A 16,586-nucleotide genomic window follows, 5' to 3' on the forward strand; every position below is an offset into this window, starting at 1 on the left:
CATGACGGCCGCTGCGCCAGAGGCGGCTGTTGTTGTAGCCATTGCCGTTGCTGCGAGTGCAGTAGCCCCAAATGCGGAGCCTGCGTTAAAGCCAAACCATCCAAACCATAATAATCCAGTTCCTAGTAAAACATAGGTAATCCTAGCCGGCGTATGTTCTTTACATTCATTTCCTTGCTTTAAATAGATAGCGGAAGCGAGCGCAGTCAATCCAGCAGACATGTGCACAACGGTACCCCCTGCAAAATCCAATACGCCCATTTTAAATAAAATGCCATCAGGATGCCATGTCGCATGCGCTAAAGGCGCATAGATAAAGATGAAAAAGAGACATATAAAAAGTATATAAGAGGTAAAGCGGATACGTTCTGCAAAAGCACCGGTGATCAATGCCGGGGTTATGATTGCAAACTTTAACTGGTACATCGCAAAAAGTGTAAAGGGTATGGTAGGTGCTCCGCCCCATGGCTCGTGATCAAGCACGCCATTAAACATGAAAAAACTCATAGGGTTTCCTATCACTCCACCAATTGAATCACCAAATACCAAGCTAAAACCAAATGCGATCCACAATACTGCCACAACGGCCATGCATATAAAACTTTGTAACATGGTTGAAATAACATTTTTCTTTTTCACCATACCACCGTAGAAGTAGGCCAAACCCGGCGTCATAATCAAAACTAGCGCTGTCGAGGTGAGCATCCAAGCAACATCTGCGGCGTTATACTCATACTCATTAACATTTTCAGGCAATGATGGATTAAAAAAGGCCACTACCACTAAAATGACCATGATAATAAATGGAAATAATGATTTTTTTTGTGCTGTAGACATGTATTTCAGATTTTATAATGCAATTATATACAAAAATTACAAGATTTCAATTATTTTTTTGAAAAACTCAAAACTAAATACACAATAATTTGTTTGAAAACCAAAATTCACAGCAATTTTCGATAAAGAAAGCAATGAAAAAGATTCGATACAACCATGGAAAACCGTAAATAAAACACTAAATTGTTCTAAAAAAGGCATGAAAGTATTTATAACGAAAAAGATTCCACAAGCGGGCATTGATACTTTAAAAGAAGCGGGATTTGAAATTAGTGTGCATGACGAAAGTGATAAATTATCGCAGCAGGAACTTATAAAAGCCTGCCAAGATGTCGATTTACTGCTGAACGTAGGCCAGGGAAAGTTAGATTCAACCTTCTTTAGCGCGTGTTCGCATCTTAAAGGCATCGCACTAACTAGTGTTGGGTATGATCATGTAAACCTAGACGCTGCAACGAAGGCAGGTGTGCCGGTCAGTAATACCCCGGATGTACTGAGCGACGCGACAGCTGACATTGCATTTTTACTGATGCTCGCGGTATCACGAAAAGCTTTTTTCAGAGCCAATCAAGTGCTTAATGGCGCTTGGGCAGATTTTGAATTCACGAAAGATCTTGGCATCGAATTATACGGCAAAACCTTAGGTATATTTGGACTGGGAAGAATAGGGTTATCACTCGCCAGAAAGGCACAAGCAGCATATGGCATGAACATCATTTACCACAACAGAAGTAGAAATACCGAAGCAGAGAAACTTGTGGAGGCGACCTACGTGAATTTCGATACCTTATTAAAAGAAAGTGACGTCCTATCAGTCCATACCAACCTGACGCCCGAAACGCAGCACCGCTTTAATGCGCAGGCTTTCCAGCGCATGAAAGATTCGGCGATCTTTATCAATACAGCTCGAGGCAAGATACATCACGAAATGGATTTAACGGAAGCGTTACGGACGGGTGAGATTTGGGGCGCCGGACTCGATGTCACGGATCCTGAGCCTATGCAAGCGGACAATCCACTTTTAAAGATGTCAAGTGTTTGCGTATTTCCACATATTGGATCTGCAACTATTGAAACGCGTACACAAATGGCAATCCTCGCGTCTAACAACTTGATCGCGGTCTTGAAAGGTAATAAAATGCCGCAAGTGGTGAATGCCGATGTCTATAAAGAAAAGTAGGTCTTCGTATGGCGTTATGTAAAAGGGTTATTCGATTTCTCGAACAACCCTTTTTATAATATTGTATTGTTAAACTTATTTAGTGAGCTGGGTTACCGTCGACACGACGAATCTCGGCTCCTAATGCTTTTAGGCGCTCTTCAATATCCTGATAACCACGCTCTATTTGCTCTATGTTGTAGATGACCGATTTCCCCTGTGCAGATAAGGCTGCGATGAGCAAAGACACCCCAGCGCGGATATCGGGCGATGTCATTTCAATACCGCGTAGCTTCGTTTGTTTATTTAAACCAATGACTGTTGCGCGATGTGGATCACAAAGAATGATCTGTGCGCCCATGTCAATCAACTTATCCACAAAGAACAACCGACTTTCAAACATTTTTTGATGGATCAACACATTGCCTTTTGCTTGAATCGCTGTTACCAACACGATGCTTAATAGATCTGGCGTAAAGCCTGGCCATGGCGCATCGGAAACGGTGAGGATAGATCCATCAATAAAAGTGTCTATCTCGTAAGATTCCTGCGCAGGGATATGAATATCATCGCCCCGTAACTCAAATTTTATTCCCAATTTCGCAAATATGGTAGGAATAATACCTAATTCTTGAAAGCAAACATCTTTGATGGTAATTTCTGAGCCGGTCATTGCGGCAAGGCCAATAAACGACCCAATCTCAATCATATCGGGCAACATACGATGTTGCGTACCGCCTAAACGTTCAACACCTTCAATAGTCAGGAGGTTCGATCCGATCCCAGATATTTTTGCTCCCATCCGATTGAGCATTTTACAAAGTTGTTGCAAATAAGGTTCACATGCAGCATTATAAATAGTTGTAACTCCTTTGGCCAAAACGGCTGCCATAACCACATTTGCCGTACCGGTAACAGAGGCTTCATCTAGCAAGATGTACGCACCTTGCAAGGCAGTAGCATCTACATTAAAAAAATTGTTTTCCGCATCGTATATAAACTTTGCACCCAATTTCTCGAAACCCAAAAAATGGGTATCTAACCGACGGCGTCCAATTTTATCGCCACCTGGTTTCGGAATAGCTGCTTTCCCGAAACGCGCTAGCAAAGGTCCTACTATCATAATAGATCCACGTAGCCCACCACCCTTATGTTTAAACTCTTCTGATTTGAAATAGTCAATATTGATATTTTTCGCCTCAAATTCGTAGGTATCTTTATTTAGACGGTTGACAGCCACTCCCAATGCGGCGAGCAAATCAATTAGCTTGTTAACATCCTTTATATCAGGAATATTGCTAATTGTCATTTTTTCTTCTGTCAGCAATACAGCAGACAGTATCTGCAAGGCTTCATTTTTAGCGCCTTGAGGGATTATTTCTCCTTTTAATTTTTTTCCTCCAATTATTTCAAATGCATTCATACAGTTTTCGGATACGATTTTATTATAATTAAAAAAGAGAGCAATTGGTCAACGATCTTCGCCACACAATTGCTCTCCTAGCACGTAGTTAGCAAAAAGGCTTATCTCTTGAAGCCGCCTTTTCTAGGAACAAAATTCTTCTTCCCACCAGCGCCGCCGCCGCCGCCATTAAATTTCCTATTATTATCGCGATGTCCATGGCTATGCCCTGAACCGCCGCTTTTCTGATTATTGTTGTTATTATTATTTGACGTCGTAGCCGTTTTTGTCCTATTCCCCGGAGGCGGCGTTTTAAAGTCAAGCTTCGTCAACACGGTATCTGCCGGCAAACGCAGCTGACCTTTTGATAGTTCAAACAAATCCTGAATAATATGCTCATCCTGCACAGAATCTTTGTTCCATGTGGTGTAAGCCATTTTCATGAAATTAGCCACGGAGATAGCCATCTTATCGCGGTACTCTGGCGTTGGCATCGCGAGCGCTTTTTCGATCATGCGCTCCACGGTATATCCGTAATGTTTGAAACGGATATTATGCTGCGGATAGTTGAGCAGTTCCGGCTTTTTATGGATAGCATCACGATCTGGAACGGGATAAGGCGATTCCACGTCAATTTTGAAATCTGAAATGATATGGAGATGATCCCATAATTTATGTTTGAAATCCGAAACGTCGCGCAAATGCGGGTTTAAAACCCCCATCATGTCTATCACGACCTGCGCGTAGCGGTTTCGTTCTTCGTGAGTGGGAAGTGTACATATATAATCAACCATATTCTGTACATTCCGTCCGTATTCAGCCAAAATCAGTTTCGGCCGGGTGCTATTGTAATCGAAATCCATATCGTTAAGTTTCACGCTAATTCAACGTAAGAACAGCGCAGTTATTATTTTATTCTAAACTAATATTCCTTAGACTATTCTAAGTTTTGCAAATTTAAGCAACAATTGTTTCTGTCCCAACTCTTTGAAAAAAATTGTAGCTTTTATATCGGGTTTATTGCCTTCGAGGTTTACCACCTTCCCAAAACCAAAACGTTCGTGTTCAACTTGCATGCCAACTTGAAGGCCAGCCGTATCTGAAGGCGCAAAGCCTTCGCTTGGCACGTGCGCTTTTGGCAATATAGACGTAGTCTTAACGACCTTCGGCTTCGGTTTTGAATAGGAGTCTGTTTCCTTTTGTTTCCAGGCAATGCGCTCCGATTGAAACCCAGCATCCATCCCCGTAGACACACTTCGCGGCTGAAAGTCAAGCTCTAAGCAAGCGGGATTCAGTTCATCCAAAAAACGACTAGGTTCACAGTTATTCAATGTTCCCCAGCGATAGCGGGATGTGGCATAAGACAGATGCAGTTTTTTCTCTGCACGGGTAACAGCCACATAGAATAGCCGACGCTCTTCTTCCAATTCTGAACGTGAGTTGAGCGACAGCTGTGATGGGAAAAGATTTTCCTCTAGCCCAACGATAAATACCACAGGAAACTCCAACCCTTTGGATGAGTGAATCGTCATCAGCGATACCGTATCGGCATTTGGGTCTTTATCCTTATCGTCATTGGTTAGCAAGGCAATATCCTGCATAAAGATATCTAGTCCTTTTTCTTCTATATCTTCTCGCTCTGAAAACTCCTTAATACCATTTAGTAGCTCTTGGATATTTTCGTAACGGCTGAGGCCTTCGACTGATTTATCTTCGTATAAATCTTTAAGTATTCCGGAATGCTGGGCGATATGCATCGCCGTATCAAAAGCAGATCCTGTTCTCGCTACAGCTTGAAAACTTTGGATCATCAAACCGAAGTTTCCTACTGCCGTCGCACTACGCCCATCTAAAAATGTCTGCGCATTCGCAACCACATCCCACAAGCGGTATTGTTGCTTATCGGCAGCAACCAGTATTTTCTCTAGCGAAGTATCTCCTATTCCACGACGCGGGTAATTTATAACGCGTTTTAACGCTTCCTCGTCATTCGGATTAAACGTTAACCGGAAGTAAGCAATCAGATCTTTAATTTCCTTCCGCTGATAGAACGACGTTCCTCCATACAATTTGTAAGGAACGTTTAGCTTTCGCAAGGCTTCCTCCATCGCACGGGACTGTGCATTGGTTCGGTAAAGAATAGCGAAATCCTTATATTTTAACCCCTTCAACGATCGTTCCTGCGTGATTGCTTCAGCGACAGTTTTACCTTCCTCGTTATCGGAAAATGCTCGTGTCACTTTAATCTTCTCACCATCTTCATTTTCAGAAAACACGTTTTTCTCCAATTGGTTTTGATTTTTTTCAATGACGCTATTTGCTGCATTGACAATCATCTTTGTGGAACGATAGTTTTGCTCGAGCTTAAAGACCTGAACCTCGGGATAATCTTTTTGAAAATTTAAGATATTTTGAATGTTGGCACCGCGGAAAGCGTAGATACTTTGTGCGTCATCGCCCACTACGCATATATTTTCATTGACCGCTGCCAATCTCTTTACGATGAGGTATTGCGAGAAGTTGGTATCCTGATACTCATCCACCATCAGATATTTAAATTGATGCTGATATTTATGGAGTACCTCCGGATGTTTATTCAATAAAACATTCGTCTTAAACAGCAGATCGTCAAAGTCCATAGCCCCCGCGCGATAACAGCGTTGGGCGTAGGTCATATAAATCTGTCCGAGTTGCCCACGGCCATTGGCAATATCCTCTGCCATGATCGCTTCATTTTTATTATACTCTTGCGGAGAAATCAAATTGTTTTTGGCGGAAGAGATACGGCCATACACATGGTTGGCATTGTATAGCTTGTCATCCAGATTCATCTCCTTTATAATAGCACGGATTAAGCTTTTCGTATCATCAGTGTCATATATCGTGAAATTTTTCGGATAGCCTATAAGCTCAGCTTCCACGCGCAAAATGCGCGAAAAAACAGAGTGAAAGGTTCCCATCCAAATGTTTTTCGCTTCTGATCCGACCACGTTCATGATACGCTCGCGCATTTCCTTTGCCGCTTTATTGGTAAAGGTTAACACGAGGATATTGAAAGGATCTACCCCCTGTCTAATTAAGTGCGCTACCCTGTACGTGATAACCCGTGTCTTTCCGGATCCTGCGCCAGCTACAATCATTACCGGCCCTTTAATCTGTTCAACGGCAGAACGCTGTGAAGGATTTAATCCTGCTAAATAATCCAAATCTCTCTCCTAAATTTTATGAAAGTTGCAACAAAAAAGTATGGTAAAATTAGTAAAAATTATCGACACCTCAGTGGCAAATAAAAAAGCAAGCTATTTGCATAGGCTTGCCTGTATGTTGTGGTGTATGTGCGACGATTTTTAAAATGGCGCGTCGTCAGGCATATCATTCATCCGCGATGGCATTGTTATTCCACCACCATCGAAGCCACCGCCTAAATTGCCAAATGCATCTGAAGGATTGATTGCAGAGCTGAAGCTATCCTGCCCCCCACCGAAGGAATCTCCTGCCGGGCCACCGAAATCTTCCTCAAGATCGACGAACTTCACGTACTTACCCACAAATTTCAGGGGCACGATCCCCGTTTCGCCATTCCGGTGCTTTGCAATGATAACCTCCCCGACACCTGCAGTTGGGCGCCCTTCCTCATCCTCCGTTAAACCATAGTATTCCGGTCGATAAAGGAATAGCACCATATCCGCATCCTGCTCAATAGAACCCGATTCACGCAAATCGGATAACATCGGACGCTTGCTATTTCCTGGTCTGGATTCTACGGCACGACTAAGTTGTGAAAGAGCCAGTACCGGAATATTCAATTCCTTAGCGACGGATTTCAAGGCACGGGAGATCGAACCAATCTCCTGCTCACGGTTTCCACCACCTTTCCCTTCCGACTTTCCATGCATCAGCTGCAAATAATCGACGATCACCATTTGGATATCATGCTGCGCCTTTAAACGACGGCATTTGGCACGAAATTCAAAAACGTTCAATGCCGGCGTATCGTCGATAATAAGTGGTGCTTCGGTTAATCGACCAATACGGGAATGCAATTGCTGCCATTCGTGATCAGCTAGGTTTCCTTTTTTTAGCTTTTCCTGTTCGATTTCAGTCTCACCGGCGATAAGACGATTTACCAGCTGTACGGAAGACATCTCTAGCGAGAATACCGCAACAGCACGCTGGTGATCCACGGCAGCATTACGCGCCACAGACAGTACGAAAGCGGTCTTTCCCATGGCGGGACGCGCAGCGATGATAACTAAATCCGAAGGTTGCCATCCGGAAGTCATTCTATCGAGAGCAGTCAGCCCTGATGGTATCCCCGTTAAACCATCGGTACGGTCGCGCAGCAATTCTAAATTTGAAATTGCCTCACGCATGATATCGTCCATTTTACGCGAATCACGTCGTAAATTATTTTGTGCTATATCGAACAACGATTTTTCTGCATGATCTAGTAGATCAAAGATATCGGCAGTCTCATCATAGGAGCTATTTATTATTTCAGTAGAGACTTTTATCAGCTCTCTTTGTATATATTTTTGGGATATAATACGGGCATGGTATTCAATATTTGCAGCTGAGACTACTCTATCCGTAAGTTGTGTGATATAATAAGCACCGCCTACCATCTCTAGAGCCCCCATTTTACGAAGCTCTGTCGTGACGGTCAACAGGTCTATCGGTGATGTTTGTTGAAAAAGACTGAAAATGGCTTCATAGATTTTCTGGTGCGATTCTTTATAAAAGGAATCTGGCTTTAAGATATCGATAATCTCGCTCAGGGCATTCTTTTCGAGCATAAGAGCGCCCAGCACTGCTTCCTCCAAATCCAACGCCTGTGGAGGTAGCTTACCCAACCCACCAATTAAGTTATTAAGGCTCGCTCTCTTCTTGGCAAAATTAGTTTTGCCTGCCATATTATTCGAAAATTCGTTCTCTATCGCCATTCCAAAAAAGGTGTTTCTGTTTGCAATTTATGTGTCTTCTGACCGTGCTCGTAACGGGGAAACAAAAATATAAAAAATATACACTAACGTTTCATCTATTTGTAAACACCCCATTTAGGTTGCCTAAACAATCACGCTTATAGCGCTTTCAGACGAACAATTGCCGCGAAGCGTTTTTACACATTCTCTGTTGAAAACGTGTTTATTTCTAAAAAAGTACACTACCTATCAACGACTTAGCATAATGTTAACAACTCACCTCCGTGTTAATAACGCTTAAAATAAAATAACCATTAAAGGAAATATCTGCATGATAACTACCTACGCTCTTACTACCAAACAGTTATAAATAAGCATTTTCGATTTTTAGCCCATTGATGTTTTAGATATTTTTCAATATCGTATATTTGTTGAATGGCAAACGAGACATCGACTATAAAACCTTATAAAACAAAGGGCGGCGGAAAGAAGGAGCAAGTGGCGGATATGTTTAATAACATATCAAAAACCTATGATGTGCTCAACAGGATGATGACCATGGGAATCGATACCATATGGCGAAAAAAGGCAATCCGATCTCTCCGCAGCATTCAACCGCAGTTGATTTTAGATGTGGCTACAGGAACCGGAGACTTCGCCATCGAATCATTACGCATTTTGAAACCGAACAAAATCATCGGTGTAGATATTTCCTCCGGGATGCTCGCCGTTGCGGAAGAAAAAATTGCCAAGAAAGGATTGAAAGATCGATTTGAAGTGCGGTTAGGCGACTCTGAAAAACTTCAGTTTCAAGACAATATGTTCGATGCAGTTACGGTAGCCTTTGGTGTCCGTAACTTTGAAAATTTGCCCCAAGGGTTAGCTGATATTTACCGCGTTTTACGGCCCGGCGGAAGAGCCGTTATATTGGAATTATCCAATCCAAAAGCTTTCCCTATCAAACAGCTTTATCACTTCTACTTCCATCGATTCATCCCGGCTATGGGGAAGCTGATTTCCAAAGACATGAGCGCTTATTCTTATCTCCCAGAATCTGTTGCAAATTTCCCGGACGGCGATAAGTTCGCTGCCATCACACAGCAAGTGGGTTTTAAGCATACGAAAGTTCGACCGCAAACCTTCGGTTTTTGCACAATATATGAATGCACGAAATAGGCCTTACTCTTCAATTTGCAGATAAACGATAGATACATTTGCTGGATAATGAAAGGGCCGATGGCCCATTCCTACTACCTTAACTTTCAATAAATGAGAACAGTATTGATAACAGGAGCTAGCTCCGGAATCGGCCAAGCCTGCGCCACAGTCCTTGCCGCTGATTCCAATTATAGATTACTACTCTGTGCACGGCGTCTACAGCGCCTGGAAGAGCTTAAAGAGAGTCTGCTTGAACAACATCCGTCATGCGAAATCTTTTGCTTCGAATTGGATGTCAGAGATCGTGCATCTGTGGAGCAAACATTTGCGAATTTGCCTGACGATTGGAATAATATTGATGTTTTGATCAATAACGCCGGATTGAGCCAAGGATTGAACGCCATCCAAGAAGGAGACACGGGCGACTGGGACAGAATGATCGATACAAACGTCAAGGGACTGCTTTATGTAACGAAATACGCAGAACCACTTATGCGAAGTAGCGAGAATGCGCATATAGTTAATATTGGTTCGATAGCCGGAAAAGAAGTGTATCCCAATGGAAATGTCTATTGTGCCACCAAGCACGCGGTAGATGCCTTAACCAAAGCTATGCGCATAGACCTTTTGGAAAAAGGTATCCGCGTATCATCTATAGATCCTGGCATGGTCGAAACTGAATTTTCCGAGGTTAGGTTTAAAGGCGATAAAGAACTTGCTAAAAACGTATATAAAGGGTTGACACCACTTTCGGGTACAGATATTGCGGAAATAATAGCCTTTATACTGTCGCGACCAGCACACGTAAATATTAATGATCTTTTGGTCATGCCTACAGCGCAGGCAACAGCAACAATAGTTAAGCGAGACAGTTAAATAAGAAGGAGATAGTTGAAATCATTGGCGAAGAGTACTAAGCTCTAGATCGATAAAAAGATCTAACTTTCAGCCGACAACTTTTGAATTTTACGTATTACTTTGTATCTATTATTTTTTGACTTCTCACTTTTGATTTTTGGCTTTTCGCTTCTAACTTTTCACTTTTAAATTTCTACTTTTTACTTTTAAATTTTTACTTTTTACTTTTTACTTTTTACTTTTCAAAATGTCACTAGAACAAAGAATCAATCAAGATATCAAGGCAGCAATGATTGCCAAAGACAATGCACGTCTACGCGGTTTAAGAGCGGTTAAGGCAGCCATATTACTAGCTAAAACGGAGAAAGGCCATAGCGAAGAACTTACGGAAGACACAGAGATTAAAGTTCTCCAAAAACTTGTTAAACAGCGGAAAGAGTCTGGCGAAATTTTCAAGCAGCAGCAACGGGAAGATTTATATGCCATAGAATTTGAGGAACAACAAGTTATTGAAGAATATTTACCGAAACAGCTTGATCTGCAGGCAATAGAATCAGCAGTTAGAAATGTTATTGAAGAAGTTGGCGCATCGTCTGTCAAAGATATGGGCAAGGTGATGAGTGCAGTAAATCAAAAGCTGGCCGGCCAGGCTGATGGTCGTACTATCTCCGAAGTTGTAAAAAGACTTCTAGCATAAGCCTAATTATGGATTGCGTATGGACTGTAAAATCGTTTGCGGATCTGACATCGTCAGAGCTTTACCAGATTCTGCAATTGAGGATCGATGTATTTATGCTCGAGCAGAACTGCTTATATCCGGAATGCGACAATAAAGACTATTCATCGAGTCATCTTTTCGGCGTATGCGATGAAAAGATTGTGGCTTACGCTCGTCTTGTGCCGGCAGGTGTTTCTTATGATGATTTATCTATAGGAAGAGTAGTTGTCCATAAAGATTACAGGAAGTTCGGATTGGGAAAAGTTTTAATGCATCAAGCTATTGACTACTGGGACAGCATCGCCCCGCGACAGCATATCAGAATAAGCGGACAATTGTACCTGCAGCGTTTCTATGAAGAATTAGGTTTTGAGCGTGTGAGCGAGATGTATCTCGAAGATGATATACCGCACATTGAAATGCTTCTCAAAAAATAAAGGCCAGGGTAAAAACGAGGTATGGAGCTCATTGCGAGCCAGGCTGACGACGGCATGACAACCTTGGATTTGCAAGCGACGTACAAGGCTTACCTTTTAAGTCATTCTAGCGGCCATCAAACTTCCTCGCAATGACCTATTTTTTTAAGCAGCGCTGATCTAGAATCCTAACTAATCAGCGTTGCTTATTTTATTTCTGTGGCTTATTGCCGAAATTCTTATCGCGTTCAAAGGTTACCATATGCCGCTCCTTCTTCGCGTCATATATATCTGCTAGCGTGATCATAATTCCGGTTTCCTCCACTTCGCCAAATTCATCATTAAGCGCTGTTCCAAAGGTGCGCATTGTTGGCGAAAGATTCATGTACGTGTTGATTAGGGGAGGGATATTTTCACCCAGCTCCCTAACTTTTGTGTTTAAAACTTTATATCCTTCGCGATACGGCAAGCCTTCGAATATCCCGTTATATTGCGAAATATCTGTTTTATAGCCTATATTGAGCTTTTCATATGGCACAACCAGTTTATCCTTATCAGAGAAATAATGCTCCATAAAATACATTAGCAAATCTCGAGCAACAGCATTGTATTGCGGATACATCGTAACCTTTCCAAAAAGATATTTAATATCAGGATTGATCATCACAAGCGCGCCAAGGCCGTCCCAAAGGTTATCTAATGAAAATAATCCTTTCCGGTTATCTATAGCTGGTTGATATTTGGGTTGCACCCAAGAGCGTCCAAGCTCAAGTGTATAGGGAAGATAGTCTTTTTTGAAATCTTCAGAAAAGGAAAAGTAGTGTGCTGTTGAAAGATGAACGTTTCCCTCCGCATCTACAGCATCCGCACATTTTATAACCCGGTATCCGGCAATAATTTCTTCCTCGTCTGGATTCCAAGCGATCAGTTGGTCGTAATTATGCGCACAAGTATCGTTCTCATCAATGTCTAATGCCAAACCTGTTCCCCCTCCTGCTCCGCGAAAAGTAAGCTCACGTAATCGACCAATTTCTCGCATAATATGTGGGGCAGAATGATAATTTACGAGGTAAACCTCATTATTGCCATTGTTTGTGTAGCGTACGAAGGCTTCTTTCGTCAATTCTTCTTTTATTAACGCTCGATCTACCGGCGCGATAATTTCTTGCATATGTTATTTTTTGTCCGCCATTGCATAGACTATATTTCGCACTTCATTCGCCCAATCGCGTTCGTTTTTAGATTGGTCGAAATGGCTATACGGAATACGCTTTCCAAAGCGAATAATTACTTGTTGATTTCGTTGAGAAAACATTTCATCAGGCAAATAAAGCATTTCCAAATTTGCTTTAATTCCAACTTTCTGCCTCAGTCTAGCTAAATTATAGAAAAAATTGGAATTCCTGCCATCAATATAAACGGGAATGATATCTCTTTGGTATTTTTTTGACTTCGCAATAAAGCTTTTTTTCCATTCTAAGTCTGTGATTCTACCCTGAATTTTTCGGGATACTAAACCTGCTGGAAAAATTAGCAATGCGTTTTCCGAAGCGTAAGCTTGGTCAATCGCCATAATTCCGCTTTTCGCTTGGTTACCAACTTTATTCACCGGAATAAATAGCGGTTCTAAATTCCGGATATTCATCAAAATATCGTTGACTAAGAACTTAACATCTCGACGGTAGCGCCCGATAGCATGCATGATAGCAATACCATCAAGACCTCCCAAAGGGTGGTTTGAAGCAAAAATTACATGATCTTCAGGTGGAATATTCTCCGTTCCTTCCAAAATGACATTTACACCCAGCTCTTGAATCAAATCATCAACAAAATCAAGTCCAAACTGATCTTTAAATTTTGTCATGATATAGTTGATATCATCCTCATGGATCACACGCTCCAAATAGCTGATTAAAGGTTTAGGAATCCACTTTGCCAAGTTGGGGCTCTTCTTATGGATAACCTCACGTACCTGAATAAACTTCACGTTTTCTTCTTCTTCAACCATCGTCTTTTAACTACTTGTAGCAATCTGTTTTTTGAAGTCGTAAAATTAAGGAAAATATACATTAATGATGTAAAAAGTTATTTACATGCGCGAAGATGAACTACTATTTTCGGATAATTTATAAATTAGCCGATATTCAGACAGGCGCTAATTAAACGTTTTCGATTTTTTCCTGTTTAATAGTATAAATGGACTCATCATGTATATAGGCGAAATTTTATCAGAAAATTATGTCGACATCAAACCAGATGATAGTATTGGTTTGGCAATTGACAAGATGAGTGAGTTTCATAGCTCACATTTACCCGTTGTGAACGGAGGTGATTTTCTCGGGCTAGTGACAGAAGACGCACTTCTAGCGGCGCACGACGAAACGCAGCATATACGAAGTTTATCAGCATCTATGCGATTTCTATATCTATATGAATATCAGCATGTTTATGATGCACTCCAATATATGGCCGCCCATAAATTAATGCTTCTTCCGATCTTGGATAAGGAAAACCATTACGTAGGGGTACTTACATCTGCAGATCTTCTTACGGCGCTTAACGATACCCTAGGTAATAAAGAGCCGGGAACGGTAATCGTACTTGAGCTCGGAAAACATGATGTATCTTTTTCACATATCGCGCATATCTTTGAATCGGAGAACGTTCGCATACTTAGCACTGCCATCCGCGACATACCCGATACGACGAAGGTCGAAATGACGATCAAGATGGATAAGCAGAATATCTCTTCCCTTGTCGCTTCTTTATGGCGATTTGACTACATCATCAAATCGACCTTCAACGATGGCAGTAGAGATTCTGACATTCAAGAGCGCTACGACATTTTGATGAATTATTTAAATTTATAAGAATACCCTATTTTTTAGCATCTTTGCATAAGTTTTGTTAAAAACACCTCGCATGCAAAGAAGATCCATCGCGATATACGGAAGGGCTTTCAATTCGTCCGTCGTGCCGTATGTCGAACAATTGTTTTCCTATCTCAAAGAGAGGGATATTTTGATCTATATATATTCCGATTTTTACGACTTTTTGAAAGACCAATTCGATTGTCCGGATAACTTCTTGCTTTATTATAGCCATCAAGATTTACCTAAAGATATCCTATTCTTACTAAGTTTAGGCGGTGATGGCACAATGCTTTCCGCCGTTTCTCAAGTGCGAGACTCGGGAATTCCGATCGCTGGAATAAATTTTGGACGGTTAGGCTTTTTAGCATCCATTCACAAAAGTGAGATTATCGATGCACTGGATGCCGTTTTTTCGGGAAATTATTCATTGCAGGCTCGCGACTTGATCGAGGTTAACGGCGGGGATGACCGCATTTTTGGCGACGAGAATTTCGCATTGAATGATATCACCGTTTTCCGACATGACACGTCATCCATGATCACCATAAATGCCACACTGAATGGCGAACTCCTCAACTCCTATTGGGCAGATGGGATAATCATTGCCACACCGACGGGCTCTACCGCCTATTCTTTAAGCTGTGGCGGCCCCATCATTATGCCGGGTAGCGGAAACTTCGTGATTACGCCTATCTCACCGCATAATTTAAATGTACGACCTATCATAATTTCTGCCGACAGCGAATTGTCGTTAGAAATAGAAAGTAGGACAGATAAATACATACTGAGCTGTGATTCCAAAAGTGAAACGCTCGAAACAAGAACAAAACTTTACATTCGGCGGGCACCTTTTCGGATACACCTTATCCGGTTGGCTTCCGATAGTTTTTTCAGTACTTTACGAGAAAAGCTTCTTTGGGGGCTTGACGTCAGGAATTACTAAGAACAAGCCTTTCGTAATGGCTGCATACGATTATACATACAGTTCAATCTACTTGTTAAAAACTGCTTTGGCACAGCTCGTCTATTTTCTTTTAGCCTTCTCCCATTTCAGATGGATATGTGGATTGGCAGCGCGACAGAAAATCCCGGACAATCTGCAAGACCTTTTTTTACAGGAACAATCTGAAATTCGTAAGTTTGCATTGGCTATTCCTTGCGAAAAGGGAGTAAAATACGAGAGCGATAATCGGAATCGGTGGTTATTACGTGCAGAATTAGACATTCGAAGGACGACTTATCAAAAGATCTCCATCAACGTTTTGACACATCACGATATTCGACAACGTATGCCGCGAAACGTAGAGCAATATGCTGATCAGGGTAGTAATAAATGGTTTCCTTTACATCAGAGAAAGTGATGTGGGGCGTAAGCAATGGGGAATGCGGGTACAAGGATCAGGATAGGCCAGCAGGATTCAACATTAAACAAATGCATTCATCAATAACGAATGCTAATGATGAAACGGAATCTTATTTTTAGCAGGTGAAAAATGAGTTTTAAAGAAAAAATAAGCAAAGAAAAACTTCCCAGGCACGTAGCCATCATTATGGACGGTAACGGCCGATGGGCAAAAGGCATAGGCAAGCTTCGCATTTTTGGACATCAAAATGGTGTCTCAGCCGTGCGGGAAGCAATGGAAGGCTGTGTGGATATTGGCGTCACGTATTTAACATTGTACGCGTTTTCTTCGGAAAATTGGAACAGGCCTAAGCTGGAGGTGAAAGCGTTAATGGAGCTTTTGGTAAACACACTCGCTAAAGAAACCAAAACTTTTATGCAAAACGGCGTTCGGTTGAACGTTATAGGCAATATGCAGGATCTACCTACGAATTGCCAATCTAAATTGATCGATACCATTGAACTGACGAAAAACAATACGGCCTGCGTACTGACCTTAGCGCTAAGCTACGGATCACGGGCAGAAATAGTAGAAGCAACGAAAGCAATTGTGCGGCTCGTATCAGCCGGCGAACTGGATGTAGACGATATTTCGGAGAAAACGATTAGCGAACATCTATTTACCGCAGGTATGCCTGATCCGGATTTGATGATCCGCACAAGCGGTGAACAGCGCATTAGTAATTACCTTTTGTATCAAATGGCCTATACCGAGTTTTGTTTTCTAGACAAAATGTGGCCTGAATTTACGCGGGATGATCTTTATGAAGCTATCTATCATTACCAACATCGAGAGAGAAGGTTTGGGAAAACGAGCGAACAATTGTAATATTTAGTTTAC

At 41.8% G+C, this 16,586-nt stretch carries 16 protein-coding genes; 9 read left to right on the forward strand and 7 right to left on the reverse strand.

Annotated features, from left to right (window positions below; all coding sequences use genetic code 11):
* Nucleotides 1-837 (reverse strand): ammonium transporter (locus DI53_RS01825; RefSeq protein WP_037494726.1); only part of this gene is annotated, 837 nt, incomplete at its 3' end.
* Nucleotides 838-1,036: 199 nt separating this feature from the next.
* Here DI53_RS01825 and DI53_RS01830 point away from each other — a divergent pair.
* On the forward strand, nt 1,037-2,017 hold the full coding sequence (locus DI53_RS01830; RefSeq protein ID WP_037494727.1) for a 2-hydroxyacid dehydrogenase: 981 nt from the start codon (nt 1,037-1,039) through the stop codon (nt 2,015-2,017).
* 79 nt (nt 2,018-2,096) lie between these two features.
* Here DI53_RS01830 and murA read toward each other — a convergent pair whose 3' ends face one another.
* The 4 genes from murA to dnaB all read right to left on the reverse strand — a co-directional run bounded on the left by murA (nt 2,097) and on the right by dnaB (nt 8,341).
* A complete protein-coding gene (murA, locus tag DI53_RS01835) occupies nt 2,097-3,419 on the reverse strand; it encodes a UDP-N-acetylglucosamine 1-carboxyvinyltransferase (protein WP_037494729.1) in 1,323 nt (440 codons plus the stop codon).
* A gap of 101 nt (nt 3,420-3,520) precedes the next feature.
* Entirely contained in the window at nt 3,521-4,261 is a 741-nt protein-coding gene (locus DI53_RS01840; RefSeq protein ID WP_081939367.1) for a DUF4290 domain-containing protein, read from the reverse strand.
* Nucleotides 4,262-4,330: 69 nt separating this feature from the next.
* Nucleotides 4,331-6,604 (reverse strand): ATP-dependent helicase, encoded by a 2,274-nt coding sequence (locus DI53_RS01845; protein ID WP_037494731.1) that lies wholly within the window; start codon nt 6,602-6,604, stop codon nt 4,331-4,333.
* A 141-nt stretch (nt 6,605-6,745) separates the two neighbouring features.
* Entirely contained in the window at nt 6,746-8,341 is a 1,596-nt protein-coding gene (gene dnaB, locus DI53_RS01850; RefSeq protein ID WP_037494733.1) for a replicative DNA helicase, read from the reverse strand.
* 414 nt (nt 8,342-8,755) lie between these two features.
* Here dnaB and ubiE point away from each other — a divergent pair, with 414 nt between their 5' ends.
* The 4 genes from ubiE to DI53_RS01870 all read left to right on the forward strand — a co-directional run bounded on the left by ubiE (nt 8,756) and on the right by DI53_RS01870 (nt 11,491).
* Entirely contained in the window at nt 8,756-9,496 is a 741-nt protein-coding gene (gene ubiE, locus DI53_RS01855) for a bifunctional demethylmenaquinone methyltransferase/2-methoxy-6-polyprenyl-1,4-benzoquinol methylase UbiE (RefSeq protein ID WP_037494735.1), read from the forward strand.
* Between the two features lie 93 nt (nt 9,497-9,589).
* Nucleotides 9,590-10,354: an SDR family NAD(P)-dependent oxidoreductase gene (locus DI53_RS01860; RefSeq protein ID WP_037494737.1), complete on the forward strand. Its 765-nt coding sequence runs from the start codon at nt 9,590-9,592 to the stop codon at nt 10,352-10,354.
* A gap of 229 nt (nt 10,355-10,583) precedes the next feature.
* Nucleotides 10,584-11,033, forward strand: a complete 450-nt coding sequence (locus DI53_RS01865; protein WP_037494739.1) for a GatB/YqeY domain-containing protein — start codon at nt 10,584-10,586, stop codon at nt 11,031-11,033.
* An 8-nt stretch (nt 11,034-11,041) separates the two neighbouring features.
* The gene (locus DI53_RS01870; protein WP_037494741.1) at nt 11,042-11,491 is read left to right on the forward strand and encodes a GNAT family N-acetyltransferase; all 450 of its coding nucleotides are present in this window, start codon (nt 11,042-11,044) and stop codon (nt 11,489-11,491) included.
* 190 nt (nt 11,492-11,681) lie between these two features.
* Here DI53_RS01870 and glsB read toward each other — a convergent pair whose 3' ends face one another.
* Both glsB and glsA read right to left on the reverse strand, forming a co-directional pair.
* Nucleotides 11,682-12,641, reverse strand: a complete 960-nt coding sequence (gene glsB / locus DI53_RS01875) for a glycine N(alpha)-acyltransferase GlsB (protein WP_037494743.1) — start codon at nt 12,639-12,641, stop codon at nt 11,682-11,684.
* Between the two features lie 3 nt (nt 12,642-12,644).
* Entirely contained in the window at nt 12,645-13,478 is an 834-nt protein-coding gene (gene glsA, locus DI53_RS01880) for a lyso-glycine lipid O-acyltransferase GlsA (RefSeq protein WP_037494745.1), read from the reverse strand.
* A 199-nt stretch (nt 13,479-13,677) separates the two neighbouring features.
* Between glsA and DI53_RS01885 the strand changes: the two genes are divergently transcribed.
* From DI53_RS01885 to DI53_RS01900, 4 genes are all read left to right on the forward strand, one after another.
* Complete coding sequence (locus DI53_RS01885) at nt 13,678-14,340, forward strand: CBS domain-containing protein (RefSeq protein ID WP_037494747.1); 663 nt, start codon at nt 13,678-13,680, stop codon at nt 14,338-14,340.
* A 52-nt stretch (nt 14,341-14,392) separates the two neighbouring features.
* Nucleotides 14,393-15,286, forward strand: coding sequence for an NAD kinase (locus DI53_RS01890; protein ID WP_037494749.1), 894 nt, complete (start codon nt 14,393-14,395; stop codon nt 15,284-15,286).
* A gap of 16 nt (nt 15,287-15,302) precedes the next feature.
* A complete protein-coding gene (locus DI53_RS01895) occupies nt 15,303-15,704 on the forward strand; it encodes a hypothetical protein (protein ID WP_037494751.1) in 402 nt (133 codons plus the stop codon).
* 132 nt (nt 15,705-15,836) lie between these two features.
* A complete protein-coding gene (locus DI53_RS01900; protein ID WP_037494753.1) occupies nt 15,837-16,574 on the forward strand; it encodes an isoprenyl transferase in 738 nt (245 codons plus the stop codon).
* The last annotated feature ends 12 nt before the right edge of the window (nt 16,575-16,586 follow it).

It is taken from the genome of Sphingobacterium deserti (assembly GCF_000757725.1).
GTDB lineage: Bacteria > Bacteroidota > Bacteroidia > Sphingobacteriales > Sphingobacteriaceae > Sphingobacterium > Sphingobacterium deserti.